Annotated in this window: 16 protein-coding genes; 14 read left to right on the forward strand and 2 right to left on the reverse strand. The window is 28.4% G+C overall.

Going from position 1 to position 23,418, the window contains the following annotated elements:
- Position 1 precedes the first annotated feature (1 nt).
- Both QIA19_RS04545 and QIA19_RS04550 read left to right on the forward strand, forming a co-directional pair.
- Positions 2-1,483, forward strand: a complete 1,482-nt coding sequence (locus QIA19_RS04545) for a hypothetical protein (RefSeq protein ID WP_301366110.1) — start codon at positions 2-4, stop codon at positions 1,481-1,483.
- 104 nt (positions 1,484-1,587) lie between these two features.
- Positions 1,588-2,691 (forward strand): thymidine kinase, encoded by a 1,104-nt coding sequence (locus tag QIA19_RS04550; protein WP_301366112.1) that lies wholly within the window; start codon positions 1,588-1,590, stop codon positions 2,689-2,691.
- Here the strand turns inward: QIA19_RS04550 and QIA19_RS04555 are convergent.
- Together QIA19_RS04555 and tmk are read right to left on the reverse strand one after the other, a co-directional pair.
- Complete coding sequence (locus QIA19_RS04555) at positions 2,688-3,311, reverse strand: hypothetical protein (RefSeq protein WP_008882132.1); 624 nt, start codon at positions 3,309-3,311, stop codon at positions 2,688-2,690. The two genes, QIA19_RS04550 and QIA19_RS04555, sit on opposite strands and share 4 nt — an antisense overlap.
- 13 nt (positions 3,312-3,324) lie before the next feature.
- On the reverse strand, positions 3,325-3,933 hold the full coding sequence (gene tmk / locus QIA19_RS04560) for a dTMP kinase (protein ID WP_301366115.1): 609 nt from the start codon (positions 3,931-3,933) through the stop codon (positions 3,325-3,327).
- An 80-nt stretch (positions 3,934-4,013) separates the two neighbouring features.
- Between tmk and QIA19_RS04565 the strand changes: the two genes are divergently transcribed.
- The 12 genes from QIA19_RS04565 (at position 4,014) to pnp (ending at position 23,414) form a co-directional block, all read left to right on the forward strand.
- On the forward strand, positions 4,014-8,411 hold the full coding sequence (locus QIA19_RS04565) for a translocation/assembly module TamB domain-containing protein (protein ID WP_301366117.1): 4,398 nt from the start codon (positions 4,014-4,016) through the stop codon (positions 8,409-8,411).
- A 17-nt stretch (positions 8,412-8,428) separates the two neighbouring features.
- Complete coding sequence (gene bamA / locus QIA19_RS04570) at positions 8,429-10,894, forward strand: outer membrane protein assembly factor BamA (RefSeq protein WP_301366119.1); 2,466 nt, start codon at positions 8,429-8,431, stop codon at positions 10,892-10,894.
- A 20-nt stretch (positions 10,895-10,914) separates the two neighbouring features.
- Positions 10,915-11,448 carry an OmpH family outer membrane protein gene (locus QIA19_RS04575; RefSeq protein ID WP_008882138.1) on the forward strand — a complete coding sequence of 178 codons (534 nt, stop codon included), beginning with the start codon at positions 10,915-10,917 and terminating at the stop codon, positions 11,446-11,448.
- 288 nt (positions 11,449-11,736) lie between these two features.
- On the forward strand, positions 11,737-14,325 hold the full coding sequence (gene mutS / locus QIA19_RS04580) for a DNA mismatch repair protein MutS (protein ID WP_301366122.1): 2,589 nt from the start codon (positions 11,737-11,739) through the stop codon (positions 14,323-14,325).
- Position 14,326: 1 nt separating this feature from the next.
- Entirely contained in the window at positions 14,327-14,944 is a 618-nt protein-coding gene (locus QIA19_RS04585; RefSeq protein ID WP_008882116.1) for a ComF family protein, read from the forward strand.
- A 100-nt stretch (positions 14,945-15,044) separates the two neighbouring features.
- A complete protein-coding gene (rimP, locus tag QIA19_RS04590) occupies positions 15,045-15,482 on the forward strand; it encodes a ribosome maturation factor RimP (protein WP_301366125.1) in 438 nt (145 codons plus the stop codon).
- Positions 15,483-15,495: 13 nt separating this feature from the next.
- The gene (gene nusA / locus QIA19_RS04595; RefSeq protein ID WP_301366127.1) at positions 15,496-16,944 is read left to right on the forward strand and encodes a transcription termination factor NusA; all 1,449 of its coding nucleotides are present in this window, start codon (positions 15,496-15,498) and stop codon (positions 16,942-16,944) included.
- Positions 16,945-16,946: 2 nt separating this feature from the next.
- The gene (gene infB / locus QIA19_RS04600) at positions 16,947-19,529 is read left to right on the forward strand and encodes a translation initiation factor IF-2 (RefSeq protein WP_301366129.1); all 2,583 of its coding nucleotides are present in this window, start codon (positions 16,947-16,949) and stop codon (positions 19,527-19,529) included.
- 23 nt (positions 19,530-19,552) lie between these two features.
- The gene (gene rbfA / locus QIA19_RS04605; RefSeq protein ID WP_301366245.1) at positions 19,553-19,915 is read left to right on the forward strand and encodes a 30S ribosome-binding factor RbfA; all 363 of its coding nucleotides are present in this window, start codon (positions 19,553-19,555) and stop codon (positions 19,913-19,915) included.
- Between the two features lie 2 nt (positions 19,916-19,917).
- Positions 19,918-20,766 carry a tRNA pseudouridine(55) synthase TruB gene (truB, locus tag QIA19_RS04610; RefSeq protein ID WP_301366131.1) on the forward strand — a complete coding sequence of 283 codons (849 nt, stop codon included), beginning with the start codon at positions 19,918-19,920 and terminating at the stop codon, positions 20,764-20,766.
- Positions 20,767-20,964: 198 nt separating this feature from the next.
- Positions 20,965-21,231 (forward strand): 30S ribosomal protein S15, encoded by a 267-nt coding sequence (gene rpsO, locus QIA19_RS04615; protein ID WP_002557393.1) that lies wholly within the window; start codon positions 20,965-20,967, stop codon positions 21,229-21,231.
- A 14-nt stretch (positions 21,232-21,245) separates the two neighbouring features.
- Complete coding sequence (pnp, locus tag QIA19_RS04620) at positions 21,246-23,414, forward strand: polyribonucleotide nucleotidyltransferase (RefSeq protein WP_301366134.1); 2,169 nt, start codon at positions 21,246-21,248, stop codon at positions 23,412-23,414.
- The last annotated feature ends 4 nt before the right edge of the window (positions 23,415-23,418 follow it).

Consider the following 23,418-nt stretch of genomic DNA (forward strand, 5'->3'; position numbering starts at 1 on the left):
TATGTTTTATTTAAAGATGGGTTTCATTCTTTTTATTTCTATAAACCTATATGCAATTTCAGTTAAAGAAGATGAAGATATTTCAAGTATTCTTTTCAATGAGTCTAAAAATTTTTCCAATTTACAAAAAGGAAATGATTTAATTTATGGATCTCTTGATTTCAATTTGCTAGCTTCAGATGCTCTTTATGAGCTTTCATTAAAAGAGAATGTTGCTTTAACGGATAAAATTTATTTATTAAAAGAAGCAATTAATATTAATAACTTCAAAGTAGCAACTCTTAAAGAAGTATACACTTATTATTTTTCGTTGCTTTTAAGACAAAATGAAAATAAGAGTATGTATGAAGAAATTATTACTTTGTATAGAAAGTTGAATGAAGAATTGCAAATAGACAAAGATTTAATTTGCATGAGGCTTGAAGCTTCTGGAAGACTTGAAAGTTTTGGAGATGATTTCAAAAAAATTTTATTTAAGGCTTTTTATTTATATGGTAATGATTTTTTATTTTTTAAGTGGTTTTTAAAAGAAGATAGGTTTTTTTTTAGCATCTTTAATACTATTAGATCAAAAGAAGATTTTTTCTTTACAACTGAAAACATTAATTATATATTTAGAAATTCAAATTTTAATTATGACAATTCTGTTTCTTTGTTTTCTTTTCTTAAGGGCAAAATTAAAGAATATAATGGAATTCACAGTATTTATTTTTTAAAATACAAACTTTTAGATCCTGCTGAAGCTTATAGGGTTTTTAAAAAATTTCCTCCTGAGACAATAAATGAATATAAAATGTTTTATGATCTTTTAGAGGATCCTGACATGAAGAGTAAATTTTTAGAAGATTATAAAAGTTTGTCAGGAATTTATTGTATTGATAATAAAAATAATGTTGCCATACTAAAAGATGGAGTTTTAGTAGGCATTTTTTCAGGAATAGTAGATTTTGACAACAAATTTAGTTTAAATAGCAAATATTTTAGTAAAATTTATTTTAAAGATAAATCTCCAGTTTATTATGAGAATAGTTCGCTTGGTTATAAAATAAATTATTCTGTTTATCCTTATGTTGATATGATTGAAGTTCAATATCCTGATAAAAGAGATGTTTATACCTTTGCTTTACATGCTTTTAAGTTCAATCTTTTTAACAATTTGGGCTGCAATTTTAATAGTTTTGAGATCAGAGAGTTGTTCTTGATTGATATTAAGGATTTTATTATTCCAAATGCTTTAAATTTATTTTTTGAAAAAACTTCTGTTTTAGATATTAGATCAAGCTTGATAAGTAAAAAAAAATATTTTGGATCTAATTTAGTAGAAATTAAAAATTATGTGGTTGGAAGTTTGGTTTCAATTTATAGAAAAGTTAATGGTTCTAAAAAATTTAATTATATTGAAATTTATGAGAAGAATGAACTAAAAATAAAGAAAGCTTTGTTAGATGATGATAGTTTTGAAAGTTATTATTCTTTTGAATAATAACTTTAATAAGATCCTAAATTATTAATTTTTAGGCTTTTAATGTTAATGTTAATGTTTTTTTATTTATATAATTGAATTTTAATTTACTTTAGGGAGGATTTTTGGGTTTTTGTTTAGACTTTGCTAATAAAGAAGATACTAAATTAAATAACATTATCTCTGTTAGTCATTTTGATTTTAGGGTAAAAATAAACTTAATTCTTGTAGTTGGACCCATGGGAAGTGGAAAAACAGAATATGCTGCAAAAATTTATAAAGATTCGCTTGTTGTAAGAAAAAAATCTTTCAGGGTATTGGGCAATATTATTAAAGGAAATAGAAGTAGGGTTAATGTATTTTTTATTAGAAATTTTCTCGACAAGAGGAGGTTTCAAGATTATCCAGAAAACGTAATACCATATAGAGGTGGTGGAAAAGATAAAATTGATGAGATTGGTTATGCTAGCAACTCTTTTGATATTGAAAATTTAATAGCCTCTAATCCTAGTTGTGGCACTTTTATTATTGATGAGGCATGTTTTTATGATGAACGTTTAATTTTTGTTTTAAATAAAATTTCATCAAATGAGAATATTTTATTTATATTGCCTACACTGCTTTATAATTTTAGAAAAGAATCTTTTAATGATACTGCCAAGCTTTTAGTAGAATATTCAGATAAGATTTATAAGCTTGGAGCTTATTGTGGGCACATTGATTGTATGGAAGAATCTTTTTTTTCGTATAGGTATTATTTTTACAACAATAAAGAAATTCCAGCTCCTTATTTTGATCCTTTGCTTATTGTTGGTGGCGATGAAGAGATTGAATCTGCTATTTACCCAAATTACTCTACAAGGTGTTCAATGCACCATTATCTTATAGGCAAGGAATATTTTTTTTCTTTTTTAAAGCCATTTGCTTTGCTATATTCACAAGGAGATAAAAAATTTCTTGAAAATGAAATTGTAGCGCTAAGCACTGATGTTGAAAATTCCAATTTTGTAAATTCTTTAGATAGTGAAAAAGCGTGTGAATTTAGAGCTGAAATTTTAAGAAATATTTTAGAACTGCCTTTTTTAGCAGAAAGAGCCTTAATAACTCTTTTCTCAGAATATAGTATTTTAAGTAAGGATAATTTTAAAGATCTTGTTTTTAAGTTTTCTTTAAATAGGGATTATATAAATAAAATTTTTTTTTCCAAAGAGGGCAAAGAGTTTTTTTAATAATATTTTGGCCTTTGTTTAAAAAATGCTTTAGTTTCGTCAATTCTTAGTAGTTCTTTTTCGATAATATCATAGTAATTAAGCTCTTTAAGAGAAATTTTATGATATTCATCTTCCCAGTTTGTTATTCCATCGTTTTCTAGTTTAACAGATTTGTAATTTTCAAGTTTTTTGTGGTATTTTAGTGCTTCGCTGTAGTAATTAATAGCTAATTTATATAATTTTTTTGATTTTTCTAGATTGGAAATAATTCCATCTTTTTCTGGAGTTTTGAAAAAATGTAAATTTCTTGTGTCGAATAAATCTCCTAAATATAAATTTTGCCTAACTAGAAGCAAGTTTACATGCATTTTGAAAAGAAGTTTATATTTTCCCCACTGTTCTTTGGTTTCTATTTTAGTTAGAGAATATTTTGGATTTCCAAATGGGTATTTTAAGGCTTTTTGAAGAAAAAATATATTTTTTTTATAGTTTTCAGGGTTTTTTTTCATTTGAGAATTAAAGATTACATACCATTGTTCTGCGTAATAAAATTTGGACGATGCATTTATCTTTGCAACTGATACTAAAAGAAATAAAATTAAATTTATTTGGAAGGGGACATTTTTGAAAATACGCATATGATTAATTATATTAGAATTTTATTAGATTGAAAATTTTTTTTGCGTTTTTATCTAAATTATCTTTTATTGAATTGTTGATGTAAATCACATTAATTTTTTTTTCTAGTTTTTTAAATATTTTTAAATATTTTAGAGCAATTTGTTCAAAAGTTTTATATTTTTCAAGTTCAAAAAGATCACTTTGTGTTCTATTTTTCTGTATTCTTTCGTAAGCTATGTTTGGGTCTGTTTCGATAAAGAATACTTTTTCAGGCAATGGGAAATTTTTATTTAATTCATATCCTAATTTTCCTTGATATGCAATCGATGAGAATAAATAGCGATCAGTTATTATTTTTCTAGATTTTGTGTTTAAAATTTCCAGTATTCCACCTTTTTTATATAAATGATCGTGTCGGTCTGCAGCATAAAGATATGCAAATGTTGATTCTTCTAAAGGATTTTCAAAATTCATCAATTGTTCTTTTATCAGCTCTCCAATTATTCCGCTTGATGGTTCTTTTGTAAAATAATACCTTGATTCATCGTTGCAAAGAGCTTTCAGTTTATTAGTGATGCTTGTTTTTCCGCTTCCATCGATTCCTTCTATGCAATAAAAGTTTTTCAATATTTTAATCACAAATATTTTTTTCCTTTCTTATGGTGTCAATAATTAGGTTATCGATAATTATTATATAATAATAATTATCGATAGAGTGTATGAATTTGTTGTTTTTGAGAAGTAAGACATTTTTATTGTTGATTTTGCCATTTTTTATTTTTGTTTTAATAATTTTTTCCATTAATCTATTTGTTCAAGTTCAAATTTATTCTGCAAAGTTTTTTGCTATAAAATATCTTGAATCAAAATTTGGCTTTAAGATTAAATATGATAAAATTTCACCGTATTTCTTATCATCAATCAAGATAGACGGTTTAGAGTTAAGCTTGGATGGAAAAGATAAAATATTAATAGATATTGTTAGGATAGATTTAAATCTGTTTAAATTAATTTTGGGTGATGAAAATATTATTTTAAATGTTTACGTTAAGGGGAGTAATTTCAATTTTGATATAAGCGACTTTAGTTTATCTGGCGATTTAAATCCTAGCAATGCCTATTCTAACAATGAAAATGCAGTTTTTAATAAAATTTTAAACTATCTTTATAGATTAAATATTAATTTAGAAAATATCAATATTAATATCAAGCTTAATGATAATAGTTGGCTTAATTTTCAAGTTAAAAATTTTTCCTTAAGTACCGTAGATGAAGATTTTTTATTTAGCTCTGTGGTTGATTTTAATGCTGTTAAAAATTTAGAAATTAATTTACCCTCTGAAAGAGTTGATGATGGAATTTTGGATTCAACTTTCTATTTTGAGGGGAAATTTAAAAAAGGCTTTGAGGATGGCTATGTTAATTTTAGCTTTTTTGAATTTAAAACAAGTTATTTTTCTTTACTTGAGCAGGGGTTCCAAATAAATTATTCAAAAGGAAATTTAAAAATTTTTAATTTACGAAGAGAGAATTTTGATTTTAATTTAAGTTATGACAAGACTAATGGTTTTGTTCGATTAGATGCTTTATTTTTCAATGTTAATCTTTTAGATTGGATTAAGCTAAACAAAGGCTTTGAAATTTATAAAGATTATTTTGATATAAGTTTAAATGGGCAATTGGCATTTTCTTATGATTTTAAGGACAAAGATTTAAGATATGCAGGAATAATAGATTCGTCTTTAAATGTAGATACTATAGGCAAAGAAGTTCAAGGCTTGCAGCTTGAAATCAAGGGGGATGATAGAATTGTAAGTGTTAAGAATGCTTTTTTAAAGCTTAAAAGGGGGGTTGTAAACTATAAAGGTTATTATTCTTTGAAAGATTTGCTTCCAATGGGACGTCTTGACTTTAAGTCTGCAAAAATTTTAAACTTTAATGACCTAAATGGGTATTTAGATTTTAATAAAGATAAAGATATTTTTTCGGTTAAGTCTGATAATTTTAGTCTTGGAAATCTTAGTTTTCAAAATTTAATTTTAAAAACTTATTTTTTAAAGGATAAAATTTTTGTTGACTATTTGATTTATTTAGAAAATGAAAACTCTCAAATTTCTTTAAAAGGAGATCTTAATGATGAAGAATTTTCTTTAAGCTTAGGCATTAAAGAATTTCCTTTGCTTTTTTTAAAAGAAGTTATTCCCAATTCTCACTTGATAAATTTTTTCCCCAAGACTTTATTTTCAGGTAAATATTTAAGTTTGGTTTCTGATTTTAATTTAAATAAATTTGATTATCATAAAAATAAATTAAAAAAATTCAATTTCATGGTATTTTCAAAGTTAAACAATTTCAAATTTGTGCTTGATGCCAGTGGAGAAAAAAAATTTTACAAATCAAATAATTTTGATTTGCAGTACAATGAGCACAATTTGCATTCTAACTTGTTTATTGAGCTATTTGAAAGTGGGTTTAATATTAGCACGAATTTTTCTTATTTGAATAAAGTTTATCCTTTGCATTTTAATGTTAATCTTAAAGATAAGTTTATTGTTGCCGAATCTCCTCTTGGTATTAAATTAGATTTTAATTATTTTGATTCTAAAATAGTTTATGTTCTTAATGTTAATGATTTTAAGGTTTACAATAAAACCTCTGATCTTTTAATAAATATAAATTTTTATGGGAACTATTTAGGCCTTAATAAAGATTTGAAATTTAAAATAGACCAGTTTAATATAATAAAAGCTTCTAAAATACCTGCCTATAATTTCAATTTTGGTTTTAAGGGCTTATATGAATATGATAAATTGTACATTTCTGATGTTAAACTTGTAAACAAACTTTCAAATTTGCAAGGATATGGACAATTCACTTTAAAAGATAATTTTAATGGAAGTTTGAATCTATTTTCTAGCTTAAATTCAGAGAGATATTTTTTAGGGGTTAATTCCGATGAATATGGAAGTTATTTTTTGCTTAAATTTCAAGACTTAGATTTTTACAATTTTAATTCTTTATCCCTTTTAGAGGGAAAGGTTAATGGTAATTTTTTGCTAAATTTTAAAAAGAATGATTTTAAAAATTATTCTTTGAGTGGATATCTTGAGGCAGATAAATTAACTTTTTTGGGCGTTCCCGTTCAGTTTTCTATGAATTTAGGACTATTGGATAATAAGCTTAACATATATGACATAAAAGCCAAGCGCAATAAAAAAGAGTTTCTTACTGGGAGCTTAAGATATGACCTAAGCAGTTCTATAGGGGTATCTAATATAGTTTTTAATAGCGACTTGTTTTCTTACAAATTTAATGCAAATTTTAGAAATTTCCAAAGTGGAGTTGAAGAGCAATTTGGAGTTTTGAAAACCAAAACACAGGGCGAATTTTTCTTTAGAGATATTAAGTATAAAAATGAATCTTTATTCAATCTTACGATTGAATTTAGCAATGATTTTGAAAAATTTAATATGGCTTCAATTGATTATGACCTTATTAATGTTTTATATCATTATGGCAGTGGAGAATATAGCTTTATTTTAAAAGATTATTTGCCTCTTAGTTTTAATTCGTCAGGCAAAATAATTAAAAATAAAATTCTTGGAAATGTGAGAGATATTAAATTTGATTCAAAAATAATCACCAAAGATTTTTTGGATTCACATTTTTTATTTAATGTTGACAATCATTTTATTCTTTACGATCTTGTTTTAAATGGTGAATTCGATATTGATGGGGATTTATATAATCCTAATATTAATGGAAATTTAAATATTCAAAAAGGATCAATTAGCACTGAGTATTTAAGAGCTTCTAGAAAATTTGGTGGTGATAGAGCTTTAGAAATATTTGATATGCCAGTTGCAATTCAGGATAATAAAATAATTTTTAATAATGAGTTTGACCTAGATCGATATTCCAAGATTTTTGTTTCTACTAGTTTAAATTTAAATTTTTTAAGTGATACTATTATTGATTATTACAAAATAGATATTAATGTGACTGGTAGAACGGGAGTTCCTATTAAATTTGACAAAATTGCCTTAAGCTTTACAGGCTATGCTTTAGGCGATTTTTCAATTGAAGGAAATGCCGATGAAATTATGTTTAAAGGTATTTTAAATATTTCAAATGCTTGGGTTTATTCTCTTGAAAGTTCTGTTGTTGATTTATTAATAAATCCTTTCAAGCGAGCAAAAAGATTGCAAACTGATATTAATCTTCTAGATTTTGATATTTTAACCGATCTTGAGATAAATTTTGACAGCGGTGTTACTTTTCATTGGCCAGATAGTAATATTTCTTTTTTACAGGCTACTATTTCAAGAGGGGATAAACTTGTAATAAAATCTGATACAAAAACAGATGATTTTATTATTAAGGGGGATTTGAATATTGCAAGTGGTTTTGTTAATTATAATAATAAAAAATTTATCTTTAAAAGTGGCTCTTATATATCCTTTAATGAGAGTAGGGCTAAATTTGATCCATGGATAAAAGCGGAGGCTACAAATACTATTAAGGATAGAAATGATAAACTGCTTGTTACAATAAGCATTGATAGTCCTTTAAGTTTATGGAAAATTGAGTTTATGTCTTATCCTTCTAGAAATGAGCAGGAGATTAAATATTTGCTTTCAGGCTCAACAATAGGGGGGTATGAGGGAGGATTGCGATCGGCAGGGACTAATGCTGCTGAAATGGCAATTGGAATAGTAAGTGACATTGCTCTTGATTTTTTAATTCAACCCATTGAAGATTATATGCGTTCTGTATTAAACTTAGACTTGTTGAGTATAAAGACAGATATATTGAAAAATTCTATTAATAGTAATTTTTTCAAAATCGGGAATCCTACTTTTGTTGATGTTCTTGACAATACAAGTGTTAAGGTAGGCAAATATCTTGTTGAGGGTGTTTTTATTAGTGGGGGCTTTGGTTTTTTGAAAGAACAAATGACTCCTTTTTCAAAAGATTTAAATTTTGTTATCAATTTGGGTATTGAGTTTGATTCTCCATTTTTTTTGGTTAATTATGAGCTTGATTACAATTTTATGAAAAAAGGTTTAGATGGAATAGGAAATAATATAGGCATTTCTTGGAAATTTAAATATTAAATTGTTAAGAGGTTAAGATGGGTTCAATTAGAGGTTTGTTTTTTGTAAGTTTTTTAATATTTTTTGTTGTTTTTAGTTTTGGTCAAGTTGAAAATTACAAGGGGAAAATAATAAAGGGTATTAATTTTGAAGGACTTAAGAATAAGAAGGAGAGAGATTTTATTAATATTTTAAAACCTTACATTGGCGTGTCATATTCTAATGAAATTTTTGATAAATTGCAAATTGATCTTTATTCTCTTGATCATTTTTCTGGGCTTATTAAGCCTATATTTAAAATAGACGGTGAGGATCTTTTTATTACATTTATTGTAAAAGAAAAATCTTTAGTTAATTCTGTTGTTTTTTCTGATAGCAGTAGAGTTTTTTGGAATAGCGAACTTGTTGAGAAGGTGAATATTAAAACCAGTGAACCTTTAAATCTTGCAAGTGTTAATAAAGGTATTAGCAAGCTTGAAGAGATGTATAAAGACATGGGATATCTTGAGGTTTCTGCAAATTTTGAAATCAAAGAAGAGGGAAATTTAGTTGATATTATTTTTAATATAGTAGCTGGACCCAAATATGTTGTTAAGGGGATTGACTTTGAAGGAAATTTAAGCTTTAAAAGTAATACCTTGAGGAAATCTTTAGCATCAAGAGTAGTGTCTCTTTTCTCAGATGGTAAATATTTAAAAAGTAATGTTGATAAGGACAAGCGTCAACTAGAGTCTTTTTATAAAAATAATGGATATATTGATGTTAAGATTATCAATAGCACTGTTGATATTAAAGATTCCCTTAAAGATCCTAAAAGACTAGAAAAGGAAGTTTTTTTGAAATATTTTCTTTCAGAAGGCAATGTTTTTAGATTTGGAAAGCTTGAAATTTCTGGTAATTCAGTTTTTAGTTTGGAAGAATTAAAAAGTTTTATTACCTTTAGCGAAGGTGATATTTTTAATGATTCTAAATTTGAGCAGGATTTTGCCAAAATTAAGGAAAGTTATTTTAAAGAAGGATATATTTTTACAGAAATTATTCCTTCACAAAAGATAAGAGGGGAATTTGTTGATTTGTTAATTAAAATTTTAGAAAAGGATAAAGCTCATATTGAGTCTATTACTGTTTCTAAAAATAAAAATACAGCTTCGCATGTAATACTTAGAGAGATTCCTCTTCAAGAGGGAGATGTTTTTAGTTTGGACAAGTTTAAGATGGGTATGGCAAATTTACAGCAGCTTGGTTATTTTTCAAATGTAATTCCTGATATTGTTCCAGGCAATACAGAAGGGCTTATGAAAATAAATTTAAACATTGAGGAGCGAGCAACAAGTAATTTTGGATTTGGTATGAATTTTGGAGGCAATTCAAATTCTTCGTTTCCATTCTCAGTATTTGGGCAGTGGGAGCTTTCCAATTTTTTAGGCGAAGGCTATTATTTTGCAGCAAGACTAAATTTATCTTTTTTAGAGCAAAGTCTTAGTTTGACATTTAGAGATAATTGGTTTTTTCAAAAAAGATGGACCGTAGGCGGATTTATAGATTTTTCACATTCTGTTAATACTGCTTATCAGGATATTAATGGGCCTATTTTTTCTGGCAAAAGGGAAGTTCCTGATCCATTTACAAGTTGGGAAGAATATCGAGATGCTAAAAGCTTTTCTGATTTTAATGCTATGAATTATTCTTTGCTTAAACTTAGTTTTGGAGCGTTTACCGGGTATACTTTTTCTAATTATCTTGGTAAGCAAACCCTTCTTGGCACTTTGCAAACTGCTTTAAAATATGTTTTTTATGATAATGAGGTTAACAGACCTTCAAATTATTATTTAAGAGACAATTACAAAACTTTTAGATTTGAAAATTCTCTTAGTTTGAGCGCGGCTTGGGATACAAGAAATTCTACTTCTTTATCTAATAATGGATTTTTGCTTAAGCAGCAGTTTGATTTTTTTGGTGGATTTTTATTTGGTCAGAGCCATTTTATTAAATCTTCTACAACCTTTGAGAGATATTTTTCTCTTTTAGGATATGAGGATGTGTTTACTCCTTATTTTGATATTATTTTGACCTTAAGGAGCGTCTATTCAAATATATTACCTCCTCTTGGTAATGGTTTTGAAATTGAAATTCAACCTCATCACCACATAATTCTTAGTGAAAATTTTATGCAGGCTAGAGGTTGGGGGATTTTGAAAAATATTTACAGTTCTTTTGTAAATACTGTGCAGATATCTATTCCTTTGTTAAAAAATATTTTAGTTTGGGATGCTTTTTTTATAGATTTTGCTTCCTATTCTTTAGAAGGGCAAGAAAATTCTTTGTTTAGACCTTTTAGTAGTTTTGCTTTTAGCTGGGGAACTGGAATTAGAAGTCTTTTGCCTCAATTGCCGCTTTCTTTTGTAATAGCTTATCCTTTTTATTTTGACAATGATAAGGTTAACAGCTATTACAAATATTATTCTGGATTTAAATTTTTCTTAGGAATTGAGATGAGATATTGATTAATGCTATGGAGAAATTTGTGTTTTTTTTGATTTTACCATTGTTTTTTTTATTATCTTTTAATGTTTTTTCGATAGATGTTATTAAGATAGGAATTGTTGATTTTGATAGAATTGTGATTGAAGTTTTAAATCCTCAATTGAAAGCTAATCTTGATCAAATAAAAAATCGGTATCAAGAACAAATAAATACGTTAAATTTAGAGCTTAAGAGTTTAAAACATATGTATGATAAATCGATTGCTGATAATGATTTAGATAATGCAAGATCTTTTGGAAATCAATATAATTTGAAAGTTGATGAGCTAAAGAGAGTGTCTAGTTTAGCAAAGAATAATTTAGAACAGCAGAGATTGGCCAACATTAATAGTTTAAATAATAATAGTGAATCTTTAAGTAAAATACTTCGTGGTATTCAATATGTTGCAGAAATTAATGGGTTTTCTTTGATTATGAAAAAAAATAATCCATATATTCTTTACCACAATAGCACTGTTGATATAACAGGCGATGTTGTTAAGCATCTTTTAGAAAAGGACAATAAAAACCCTTAAAGACTTTTCTTTTAAGGATATTGCTTTCTTTTTTAAATCTGTAATATTTTGATTCAGAATAAGTTTAAATTTAACTTAAGCAAAAAATTATTGTTTATTGTAAAAGTTTTTTGCAAATTTTTTAAAATTAATTAAATTTAAAACATTAGGCTTTTTAATAATTAAATAGCGTTTAATTGCGTAAAATATTTCTTTTATAGTCTTTTTATCATTTTATATTCTTTCTTTTTAAATGAATTATATTTATTTTATAATATCAATTGTAATTCAATATTATTTAGGAAGCATATGGAAAAAAATGTTACCCCAATGATAAGGCAGTATTTAGATATCAAGAAAAAATATAAAGATGCTGTTCTTTTTTTCAGAGTAGGAAGTTTTTATGAAATGTTTTTTGATGATGCAATTGAGGTAAGCAAGCTTCTTAATTTAACGTTGACAAAAAGAGAAAATGTTCCAATGTGTGGGGTTCCTTATCATACCAGTAAAGAATATATAAGGAAATTAATTTTATTTGATAAAAAGGTTGCAATTTGTGAACAAGCGTCTAATTCTACTTCTGGGGGGCCTTTAGAAAGAGAGGTTGTTGAGGTAATAACCCCAGGTGTTATTATTGATGAAGATTTTTTAAATGATGATATTAATAACTATTTAGTTGCTATTAGTGATTATAAAGATTATTATTCGTTTTCTTATATAGATTTATCTACTTCCAGTCTTGGAATAATGTTTTATGAGAATGGTTTTTTTGAAAAACTTAAAAGGGATCTTGAGAAATACTCTCCTAAAGAGATAATAGTTTCTGAAAATTTTTATTATGAATACTCAGAGAAGCTTAATCTTAGTAGATTTTTAATCAACAGAGTTCCTACTTGGCATCTTGATAAGGATATTGCAATAAAAACAATAAAGGAGCATTTTAACATACTTGGATTGAGCTCTCTTGGATTTGATGAGGAAAAGCCCTATTACATTTCAATTTTTCTTATTATAAATCATATAAAAAATAATTTAAAAAATTTATTAAGTAATATTGATAAAATAGATATTAATAATGATTCTTCGTATATGTTTCTTGATGACGTAACTCAAGTTAATCTTGAACTTGTAAAAAATAATAATGATTTTTCTTCTCAATATTCATTATATTCTGTGTTAAATGATTGCAAAACTGCAATGGGAAAGAGACTTTTAAGAGAATTTATTTTAAATCCAATTTTAAATATTTCTGAGATTAATACCAGACTAGATCATGTTGAATTTTTTTGCAAAAATATTAGCTTGACTGTGACTTTAAGAGAAACTTTTATTAATATATGGGATATTGAGAGAATAATATCTAGGATTCAAATGAAAAGATATATTAAAAAAGATTTTTTATTTATTGAAAAAGCTCTTTCTGTATTTTTTACCGTAAAAAAGTTATTTGACAAGCATAATTTTGATTATTGGAATTTTGATAAATTTGAAGAGGATAGTATTTCTAAAGTTTATTTTTTGATAAATAGTGCAATTTCAAGTGCGCCTGATGAACTTATTAAAAGAGGTTATGACTTAAAGCTTGATAATTTAAAAGATTTAAAGATTAATGCAAATAAATATATTGATCAATATCTTGAATCAGAGAGATTGCTTAGCAAGATTAATAACCTAAAGATTAGAAAAATTAATAATAGGGGATTATTTTTTGAAGTTACAAAGAGTAATTATGCTCAAGTGCCACCGCATTTTATAGAAAGCCAAGCTTTAAATTCTTCAAAAAGATATAAAACAGAAAAACTTATTTCTCTTGAGGTGGATATTAATAATGCTGAAGATAATGTGGTTGCTTTTGAACAGGAAATTTTTGATGAAATAGCATCAAATGTTGTTATGCATAATAAAGTTCTTAAAAAGGTTGCAGAATTTTTTGCATATATTGATTTAGTTGTTAACTTTGGTTTTTTGGCAAAAAAAAATGAATATAAAAGGCCTGTATTGACATCTGGTAAAGAAATTCTTCTTGACAAGTCTCGACATCCTGTTGTTGAGCATTATGTGAAAAACACTGAAATCTTTACTGAAAATTTTGTAAGGATTGATAAAGAAAAGTATTTTTGTTTAATTACTGGGCCTAATATGGCAGGTAAATCAACCTATTTGCGTCAGGTGGCTTTAATTACTTTAATGGCGCATATAGGTTCTTTTGTGCCAGCTTCTAAAGCTTTAATAGGCATTACAGATAAAATTTTTTGCAGAATTGGAGCAAGTGATAACATTGCCAAAGGGGAATCCACTTTTTTAGTTGAAATGAATGAAACAGCCAATATTTTAAGGAATGCAACAGAAAAGAGTTTAATAATTATGGATGAGGTTGGAAGAGGCACTAGTACAAATGATGGGCTTGCCATTGCTTATTCTATTATAGAGTATATTTTAGAGTATATTAAAGCTAGAAGTTTGTTTGCCACACATTTTCATGAATTGTCGTCTATTAATCATAAAGCTTTTATTAATCTTTCAATGAAAATTGAAAAGCAGGGCAACGATCTTGTTTTCTTAAGAGAAGTTGAAGAAAAACCATCTCTTAATTCTTATGGGATTTATGTTGCTCGCATAGCAGGACTTCCTTTAAGGGTAATAGATAGAGCTAATGTTATTCTAGAAAGTTTGGTGGGCCGAGAGGGCAACTCTTGTTTAGAGTTTCTTCCCCATGTTTCTTCTGATGGTAATGATAAAGAGATCTTGAAAAATGACACTGATATTCATATTAAATTAAATGAGTATTTAGAGTTAAAAAATTTTATTTCTAACATAGATATTAATAATATTACCCCTTTTCAATCAATTGAGCTGTTAAATCAAATTGTTTTAAAGGTTATTTCTCAGTCTAGTTAGTATGAGCTATTTAAATGTTTTAAAGAGTATATTTTTACCTTTGTGTGTTTTTTGCGGAAAAAGATATGTATCTTCTAATGCTCTTTGTGACCAATGTAAGTCACTTTTTAATTTTAATATTAAATTTGATGAGAATTTGATTTATTTTTTTGAATATAAAGAGCATTATAAATCTTTAATTTTGTCTTATAAAAGGGATGCTCAAAAGTCAATTGGTAGATTTTTAGCAAGTGGCATTGCTGAATGTTTAAATAATATTGATTTTGATCAAATAGTAACTGTTCCTTGTAGTTTTAAAAGAAAATTATTTTATGGTTTTGATCATATGGAATACATTGGCATTTCATTAAGCCGTTTTGGTTTTAATTATATAAATATTTTTTCAAGAAAGTATGGAAAAAGTCAGAAGTTAATGAAAGGGAATCTCAGATTTAAAAATCTTGAAAATAAAATTAAATTAAGATCAAAATATAAAAATTTTCAGTTTAAAAGGATTGTTTTACTTGATGATATTGTTACTACAGGAGCATCTATGTCTATTTGTGAAGATCTTATTATGCAATTGGGAGCTTATAAGGTGATAAAGCTTTCTTTGGCCAAATCTTATAATTTGGTTTAATGTTGACATTATTTTTGCTAAGTGTTAACCTTGACTTAAGGTTTAGTTTATGTATTTAATAAGGTTCTTTTAAAGAACCTTATTATTTTTAGGAATACAGTTGATTAAGTATTTTGACGAAAGTAATGAAGTTTTTAATTTGATAAAAGATTTAACAGGGCGGTTAAATGTTGAGATATTAGAAATTAATATCTTTAGAAATAAAAATAATGGAAAAATTAAAATAGTTCTTTATAGTAAAAATTTTTCCTTAGATATTGATTTTTTGACTGATTTGCATAAGATAATTTTATTAATTTTAGAAGCAAATCTTAAATATGGTTTTACTTTAGAGCTTTCTACTCCAGGAATAGATAGAAAAATAAAAAGTGACAGAGAGTTTAAAATTTTTGAAGGTAAAAAGATTAAGTTGATGTTGGATAATGAATTTGAAGAGGGTTTTATATTAGAGTCAAAGCCAAAAAGTTTTATTTTTAAAACAGATAGCAAAGAAGTAAATGTTTTTTATAGTGATGTTAAAAAGGCTAGATTAGTTTAAGGAGGAAGTTTGGATGATAAAGGGCACGGGGCATATGATTGTAAATATTGCAAATGATCGCGGCATGAGTATAGATTCTATTAGAAAAACAATTAAAGAATCAGTATTAATAGCTTATAAGAAGTATTTTGGAAGCAATGAGAATGCTTTTATTAAGTTTGATGATGATACGGGAGATTTGTCTGTTTATGCAAAAAAGAAAATTGTAAAAGAGGTAAAAGATTCTTTTCTTGAAATATTAGAAAAAGATATCTCAAAGGAAAATATTGTAGAAGGTGATTATGCTTACATTGAAATTAATCCTAAAGTTTTTGATAGGCTTTCTATTCAGGTTGCAAAACAAAGAACCAAAAATGACCTGCAAGGAATTGAGGATAATGAAATTTTATCAGAATTTAAAAGTAAGTTGAATAAGGTTGTTATTGGGTACGTTCAACAAAATAGAAATGGTGATCTTTATGTTAATCTTGGCAATACGGATGGTATAATTCCCAAGAAATATCAATCGCCAAGAGAAGTTTATAACCTTAATGATAAGATTAGAGTTTTAGTTTATAATGTCAAAAAGGGTAAAAATGGTATTGAAGTTATTCTTTCTAGAACCCATCCAAAGTTTATTGAAGAGCTTTTAGCGCTTGAAATTCCAGAAATTGAAGAAGGTATTATTAAGATTCATAAAATAGTTCGCGATCCTGGTTACAGAATCAAAGTCGCTGTTTATTCTGAAAAAGAAGAGATTGATCCTGTTGGTCCTTGTATAGGGCAAAAAGGAGTCAGAATTCAATCTATAATTAAGGAACTTGAAGGAGAAAAAATTGATATTATTCCCTATAGTAAAGATATTAAAGAATTTATAAAGGATTCTTTGACTCCTTCAAAGATAGAGCATGTTTATATTCTTGACGAGGATTTACATAAAGCTTTAGTGGTTGTTAGTGATGACCAACTTTCTCTTGCTATAGGTAAAATGGGACAAAATGTTAGACTTGCTAATAGACTTCTTGACTGGGCTATTGATGTTAAAACCAGCAGTCAATTTGCAGAAATGAAAGCTAATTCGGAGCTTAAGCAAGAAACACTCGAAATGTTTGATAAAGTTATGCAGGATGTTGTTGAAGAGGAACAATTTGAAGAGATTAGTAAAATAAGTGATCTTAAATTGCTTGATCCTTCTGTGATTTCTAATTTATCAAAAGAGGGGCTTGATGATATTAACAATTTTTTACAAGCAGATGAGGGAGTGCTTTTTAATCTTGGTGTAAGTTATGAAAAACAAGAAGAAATTAACAAAATATTAAAAGAGGGGATGATAATAATTGCTAATGACAATGATGAGTCTATGGAAAAGGTAGAAGAAGATGAAGAGCTTCTTTGTCCTGAATGCGGTGTTGTTATTAATGAAAATATGACCTCCTGTCCGGGTTGTAAAATAGGGCTTAGTTTTGAGTTTGAGGAGGAGTAGGTTTGTCGAAAAACATTGATGATATTAAAAATGAAGATGGCAAAAAAGTTAAGATTATTAAGTTAAAAAAGAAGGTAGTAAAAATTGTAACACATAATGATTTAAGCGGTAAAAATGATTCAAATAGCTCTGTTGATTTGCATAATCACAGTAATAAGGCTGAATATTCGCAAAACAGAGACAACAGAGTTGGCGGGTATTCACAAAACAGAGACAACAGAGGCGGATATTCACAAAACAGGGATAACAGAACTGGTGGATATTCACAAAATAGGGACAATAGAACTGGTGGGTATTCACAAAACAGGGACAACAGAACTGGTGGGTATTCACAAAACAGAGACAATAGAACTGGTGGGTATTCACAAAACAGGGACAGCAGAACTGGTGGGTATTCACAAAACAGGGATAATAGAACTGGTGGGTATTCACAAAACAGGGATAATAGAACTGGTGGATATTCACAAAACAGGGATAATAGAACTGGTGGATATTCACAAAGCAGAGACAGCTTATCCTCTCAATATCAAGGCTCAGCAAAGAAAACATATGTTGCCAAAAATAATTCTCAAAATAAATATACTACTACTTCTATGTCTTTTAGAAGAGTTATAAAAACCAAAGTTCCCGCTATTGTTAGCAGCACACCTACAGCAGATTCTGAGAATAGTAAAGAGTTAAATCGTAAGCTTGGCGAGAAAAAAAAACAGCAACAAGAGAGTCAAAAAAGCTATAAGAGAAAAAAAGCAGAAACTGAGAGTAAAACAATTGAACAAAAAGTTTTTGAACAACTTCAAAAAAAGAAGAGAGAAAATTTAGCTAACCCTATTCCAAAGTCAATTGATATTATGGGCAGCATTACTGTTTCCGATCTTGCAAGAAAGATGAATTTAAAATCTTCTGATTTGATTGCTAAATTAATGGCTTTGGGCGTAATGGTTACTATTAATGAAAAGATAGATTCTGATACTGCAACTATTTTAGTTGAAGAATATGGTTCAAAAGTTAATGTTGTCTCTATTTATGATGAAACGGTTATAGAAGAAGAAGTGGAAGATCAAAGTAAAAGAGTTGAAAAGCCCCCTGTTATTACAATAATGGGGCATGTTGATCATGGTAAGACTAAACTACTTTCTGTGCTTCAAAATATAGATATAAATCAAACAGAGTCCGGTGGTATTACTCAGCATATTGGAGCTTATACTATTGTTTATAATGATCGAGAAATAACATTTTTAGATACTCCTGGTCATGAAGCTTTTACTATGATGAGAAGTCGTGGTGCTCAAGTTACAGATATTGTTGTTCTTGTTGTGTCAGCAATTGATGGTGTTATGCCTCAAACTATTGAAGCTATCAATCATGCAAAAGAAGCAAATGTTCCAATTATTGTTGCTATAAATAAGATTGATTTACCAGATTCAAATCCCGATAAGATTAAACATCAGCTTTCAGAATACGGCTTAGTATCTGAGGATTGGGGGGGAGACACTATTTTTGTAATGATTTCTGCTCTTAAAAACATAGGAATTTCTGAACTACTTGATATGATTCTTTTACAGTCGGATATGATGTTATTAAAGGCAAATCCATCCAAAAGAGCTATTGGAAAAGTGCTTGATGCCAAGATTGATTTGGGGCGCGGAATAGTTTGTTCTGTTATTATTGAGGATGGAACGCTTTATGTGGGAGATTCTTTTGTAGGTGGAGCGTGCTATGGTAAAGTTAAGGCATTAATTAGCGAAAAGGGTGTTCCTGTTAAGAGTGTTGGACCTGCTAAAGCCATTAGTGTTTTAGGATTTTCTTCAATGCCTCAAGCCGGGGATCCTTTTCAAGTAACTAAGACTGAAAAGGAAGCAAAATTGATCAGTTCTAAAAGACAAGATCTTAAAAAATATGAATCTTCCAAAAATGTAAAGAAAGTTACTATGTTAAATCTTTATGATTCAATCAAAGAAGGAACGCTTAAAGAGCTTAAAATAATTTTAAAAGCAGATGTTCAAGGCTCAGTGGAGGCTTTAAAGAATTCTCTTGAAAAATTAACAAACGATGAGGTTAGAGTAAGAGTTGTGCATTCATCAGCAGGGGTAATAACCGAAACAGATATTAGCTTTGCTTCAGCAAGCGATGCTATTGTTATTGGATTCCATGTAAGGCCTACTGCAAAAGCTCAGGTACTAGCAGATCAGGAAAAAGTTGAGATTAGAAAGTATAATGTTATTTATGATGCTATAAATGATGTTAAATCAGTTCTTGAAGGGATGCTTGAGCCAGATGTTGAGCAGCAGTTTATTGGCTTTGCTGAAGTGAGAGCTGTAATAAATGTTCCTAAAATAGGGGTAATAGCCGGTTGTTATGTTTCTCGGGGGCTAATAAAGCGAGATGCTATTACTAATGTAATGAGAGATGGTTTGCAGATTCATTCCGGCAAAATTTCATCTTTAAAGCGATTTAAAGATGATGTTAAAGAAGTTGCTGAGCAATATGAGTGTGGTATTATGATTGATAATTATGCTAATATTAAAGAAGGAGATATAATTGAAGCATTTGAGATAAAAAAGGTTAAAAAATCTTTTAAAACTTAGTATTGTTTTATTTATATGTGTTTATGTATAAGAATATTAAAAAGTTTAAACTTGAAAGTTTTATTGCTCAGGAAATTGGCAATTTAATAGTAAGTGGGGGGATTAAAGATCCCAGAATTCATTCATTTTTAACCGTGGTTAAAGTAGAATTTTTAAAAGATTTAATAAATGCTAAAGTGTTTGTGGGCTCTATTAAGGAAGGTGCTTCTTTGGACAATGCAGTTAAAGCTTTAAATAATGCTAAGGGATTTATTCAAAGTCAAATTATCAAGCGAATTAAAGTTAGAAGCACTCCCAAATTATTATTTGTTAAGGATGATTCTCTTTCCAAATCATTTTATGTTAATAAGTTAATTGAAGGATTAAATACTACAAGAGAGAATTAAATTTGGAAAATGGATTCCTTTTAATTAATAAAGAACAAGGTAAAACTTCTTTTGAAACTCTTTTCCCTATAAAAAAATATTTTAATACAAGTCGTGTTGGGCATGCTGGCACACTTGATAAATTTGCAAGTGGAATTTTGGTTGGTCTTGTAGGAAAATATACAAAGCTTTCAAGTTATTTTACTTCTTTAGATAAAGAGTATGTAGCAGAATTCAGATTTGGATTAGAAACAGATACTCTTGATCCGAATGGAAGAATAGTTAGTAAAACAGATTATATTCCTAATGTGGAGGATATAGATTTAAAGCTTAAAGATTTTGTAGGAGAGATTTATCAAAGTCCTCCTAGATTTTCTTCTGTTCATATTGATGGCAGCAGAGCCTATAAACTTGCTTTGAATGGAAAGTTTTTTGAAATTAAAAAACGAAGAGTAACTGTTTATAATATTCAAAGATTAAGTTATGATTTTAGTTCTTCTTTGCTTAGTTTGAAAATTAGCTGTTCAAAAGGTACTTATATTAGGAGTATTGCAAGAGATTTGGCGTATTCTCTAAATTCTTGCGCGTATGTTAGTAATTTAAAAAGGACTAAAGTAGGTATGTTTAGATTAAAAGATTCCACATTGTGTGAAAATTTGAGTAAAGCCTCCTTAATTAGTCTAGAATCTTTAAAAAGTTTTGAAAAGGTTTACATTGATTCTAATAAGATAAATCTTGTTAAAAATGGTGCTTATTTTGAAATTGAAATCAATATTAATGAATTTAAAATTTTAAAATCCAGAGAAGAGAAAATATTAGCAGTAATTCAAGGGGTGGGTTTGAATAAATATAAATATGTCATTATATTTTAATTATAAATATGTTATGACATTTTAATTTTACATTTGTTTTTTTAAAAAATTTAATAATTTTTTATTAAAAAAAACCTGAAAAGGATAAATTGCTTTTGTTATTTTTAAGAAAAAATATTATAATCTATCGTAGTAGTTATTTTAAATTATGGCAAGAGGTTTGTTAGAGCTTTGCTATAATGGTATAGGAGTTGCTTTATGATAGATAAAAAGCAAAAGCAAAAAATAGTTTCTGAATTTGGAAAAAATGAAAGCGATACTGGTTCTGTTGGGGTTCAGATTGCACTTATTACAGGTAGAATAAAGTATTTAACTGAACATTTAAAGATAAATAAAAAAGATCATAGTTCAAAAAGAGGCTTGTTAAAGTTGGTAGGGCAAAGGCGAAGTTTATTGCGGTATTACCAGAAAAAAGACTTAGAAGCTTATAGGATGTTGATATCTAAACTTGGTCTTAGAAAATAAAAAGAGGTTGAATTTTGAGGAAAATATTAAAGTTGAAAATAGGTAGAGACGAGTTAGTGTTTGAGACCGGATTTATGGCTAAACAGGCTAATGGATCGGTTCTTGCAACTTATGGTGGATCTTCGGTTCTTGCAACTGTTTGTTGTTCGAGTAACGTGAGAGAAGATTTAGATTTTGTTCCGCTTTCGGTTGAATATAATGAGAAATATTATGCAGCCGGTAAAATTCCGGGAGGATTTATCAAAAGAGAAGGAAAGCCAAAGGATAAAGAAATACTTGTTTCCAGGCTAATAGACAGGCCAATGAGACCTCTTTTTGATAAAAGATTTGGTCGAGAAATTCAAGTAATTCCTACGACTTTAGCTACAGATCAGCTTAATCCTCCTGATATTGTTGGAATGAATGCTGCTTTTACGGCAGTTTTTTTGTCAGATATTCCGTTTAATGGTCCAATTGCAGCTGTTAGAATGGTTTATTTGAATGGCAAGTTTATAGTAAACCCTTCTTTTGAAGAGATTCATGATTCTGATCTTGATATTGTTGTTGCCGGAAGTTTAAATGGAATTACTATGGTAGAAGGTGGTGCTAATGAGGTTAGTGAGGATATTTTGCTCTCAGCAATAGACGGTGCGCATGAATATATTAAACAAATTTGTAATGCCCAAAAAGAATTTTTAGATATTGTGGGCAAGAAGGAAAAACTTCCTTTAGCTTTTGAAGAAAAAATATTTGAATTTAAAGATGAGCTTAGGGATTTTGTTTATGCTGCTCTTAAAGAAGCTTGTTTTGTTAGGGGAAAGCTTAATAGAGATAAAGCTATAACTTTGCTGCGAAATAAATCTTATGAGCACTTTTCTTCTCTTGAGAAATTGACTGATAGCAATGAATCTCTTTTTCATAAAGCTTTTGATGATTTTGAGAAGGAGATTGTTAGAAGCTCTATTCTTGACGACAATATTAGAACAGATGGCAGAACTCCTAATGAGATAAGAGATATTATCTCAGAAGTTGATATTTTAAGTAGAACGCATGGTTCTGCACTTTTTACAAGGGGGGAGACGCAAGCTTTAGCGGTAACTACTCTTGGTACAAGCATTGACGAGCAAATAATGGATGATATTGATGGCGATAAGCGCCTTAATTTTATGCTCCATTACAATTTTCCCCCATTTTCAGTTGGCGAGACTGGTAGACTAATGACCGGCAGGCGAGAGATTGGCCATGGTCATTTAGCTCAAAGAGCTTTAGAATCAATGGTTCCTGGAAAAAATGATTTTCCTTATACTATTAGAGTAGTTTCTGAGGTTTTGGAGTCTAATGGATCTTCTTCAATGGCTACTGTTTGTGCTGGGAGCATGTCTTTAATGTCAGCAGGGGTTCCTGTTAAAGGGCAAGTTGCAGGGATAGCCATGGGGCTTATTAGCGAAGGGGATAAATATGTAGTTTTAAGTGATATTCTTGGAGAAGAGGATCATCTAGGTGATATGGACTTTAAAGTGGCCGGTACAAAAAATGGAATTACTGGATTTCAAATGGATATTAAGATTGAAAATGTTACTAAAGATTTAATGAGAGATGCTCTTGAACAAGCAAGAATAGGTAGAATACATATATTATCTATTATGAATACTGTAATTTCTAATTCAAGAGTTGGTATATCTAAGTATGCTCCTAAAATTGTTCAACTTCAAATTGACATTGACAAGATATCTCTTGTGATAGGATCTACTGGAAAAACTGTTAAGGCTATAACAGATGAATTTGGAGTTAAGGTTCAAATTGAGCAGAATGGAAAAATCATTCTTTTCGGGGATGATGATTTTAAGATGCAAAAAGCTAAAGAAAGAATAGAGAGTATTGTAAGAGAGCCAAAGGTAGGCGAAATTTATGAAGGAACTGTGAAAAAGATTAATAGCTTTGGGGCTTTTATTGAACTTACTCCTGCAAAGGAAGGATTTTTAAGTACTCGTTTGAAACCCAGAGACAGTAAGTATGGTTCTGGAAGATTTGGGAATAGTAATAGATATTCTAGATTTGGTGGCGGTGGAGAGAGTATAAGAGGTAATGCGGGGTTAGTTCGACCTCCAAAATTAGAAGAAGGTCAGCGAATTAAGGTCAAAATAATTGATATAGACAAATTTGGAAAAATTGATCTTGAAATTGTTAGAGATAAAGATTATTAAAATA

Origin of the sequence: [Borrelia] finlandensis (assembly GCF_030438365.2) — a bacterium.
Classification (GTDB): Bacteria; Spirochaetota; Spirochaetia; order Borreliales; family Borreliaceae; genus Borreliella; species Borreliella finlandensis.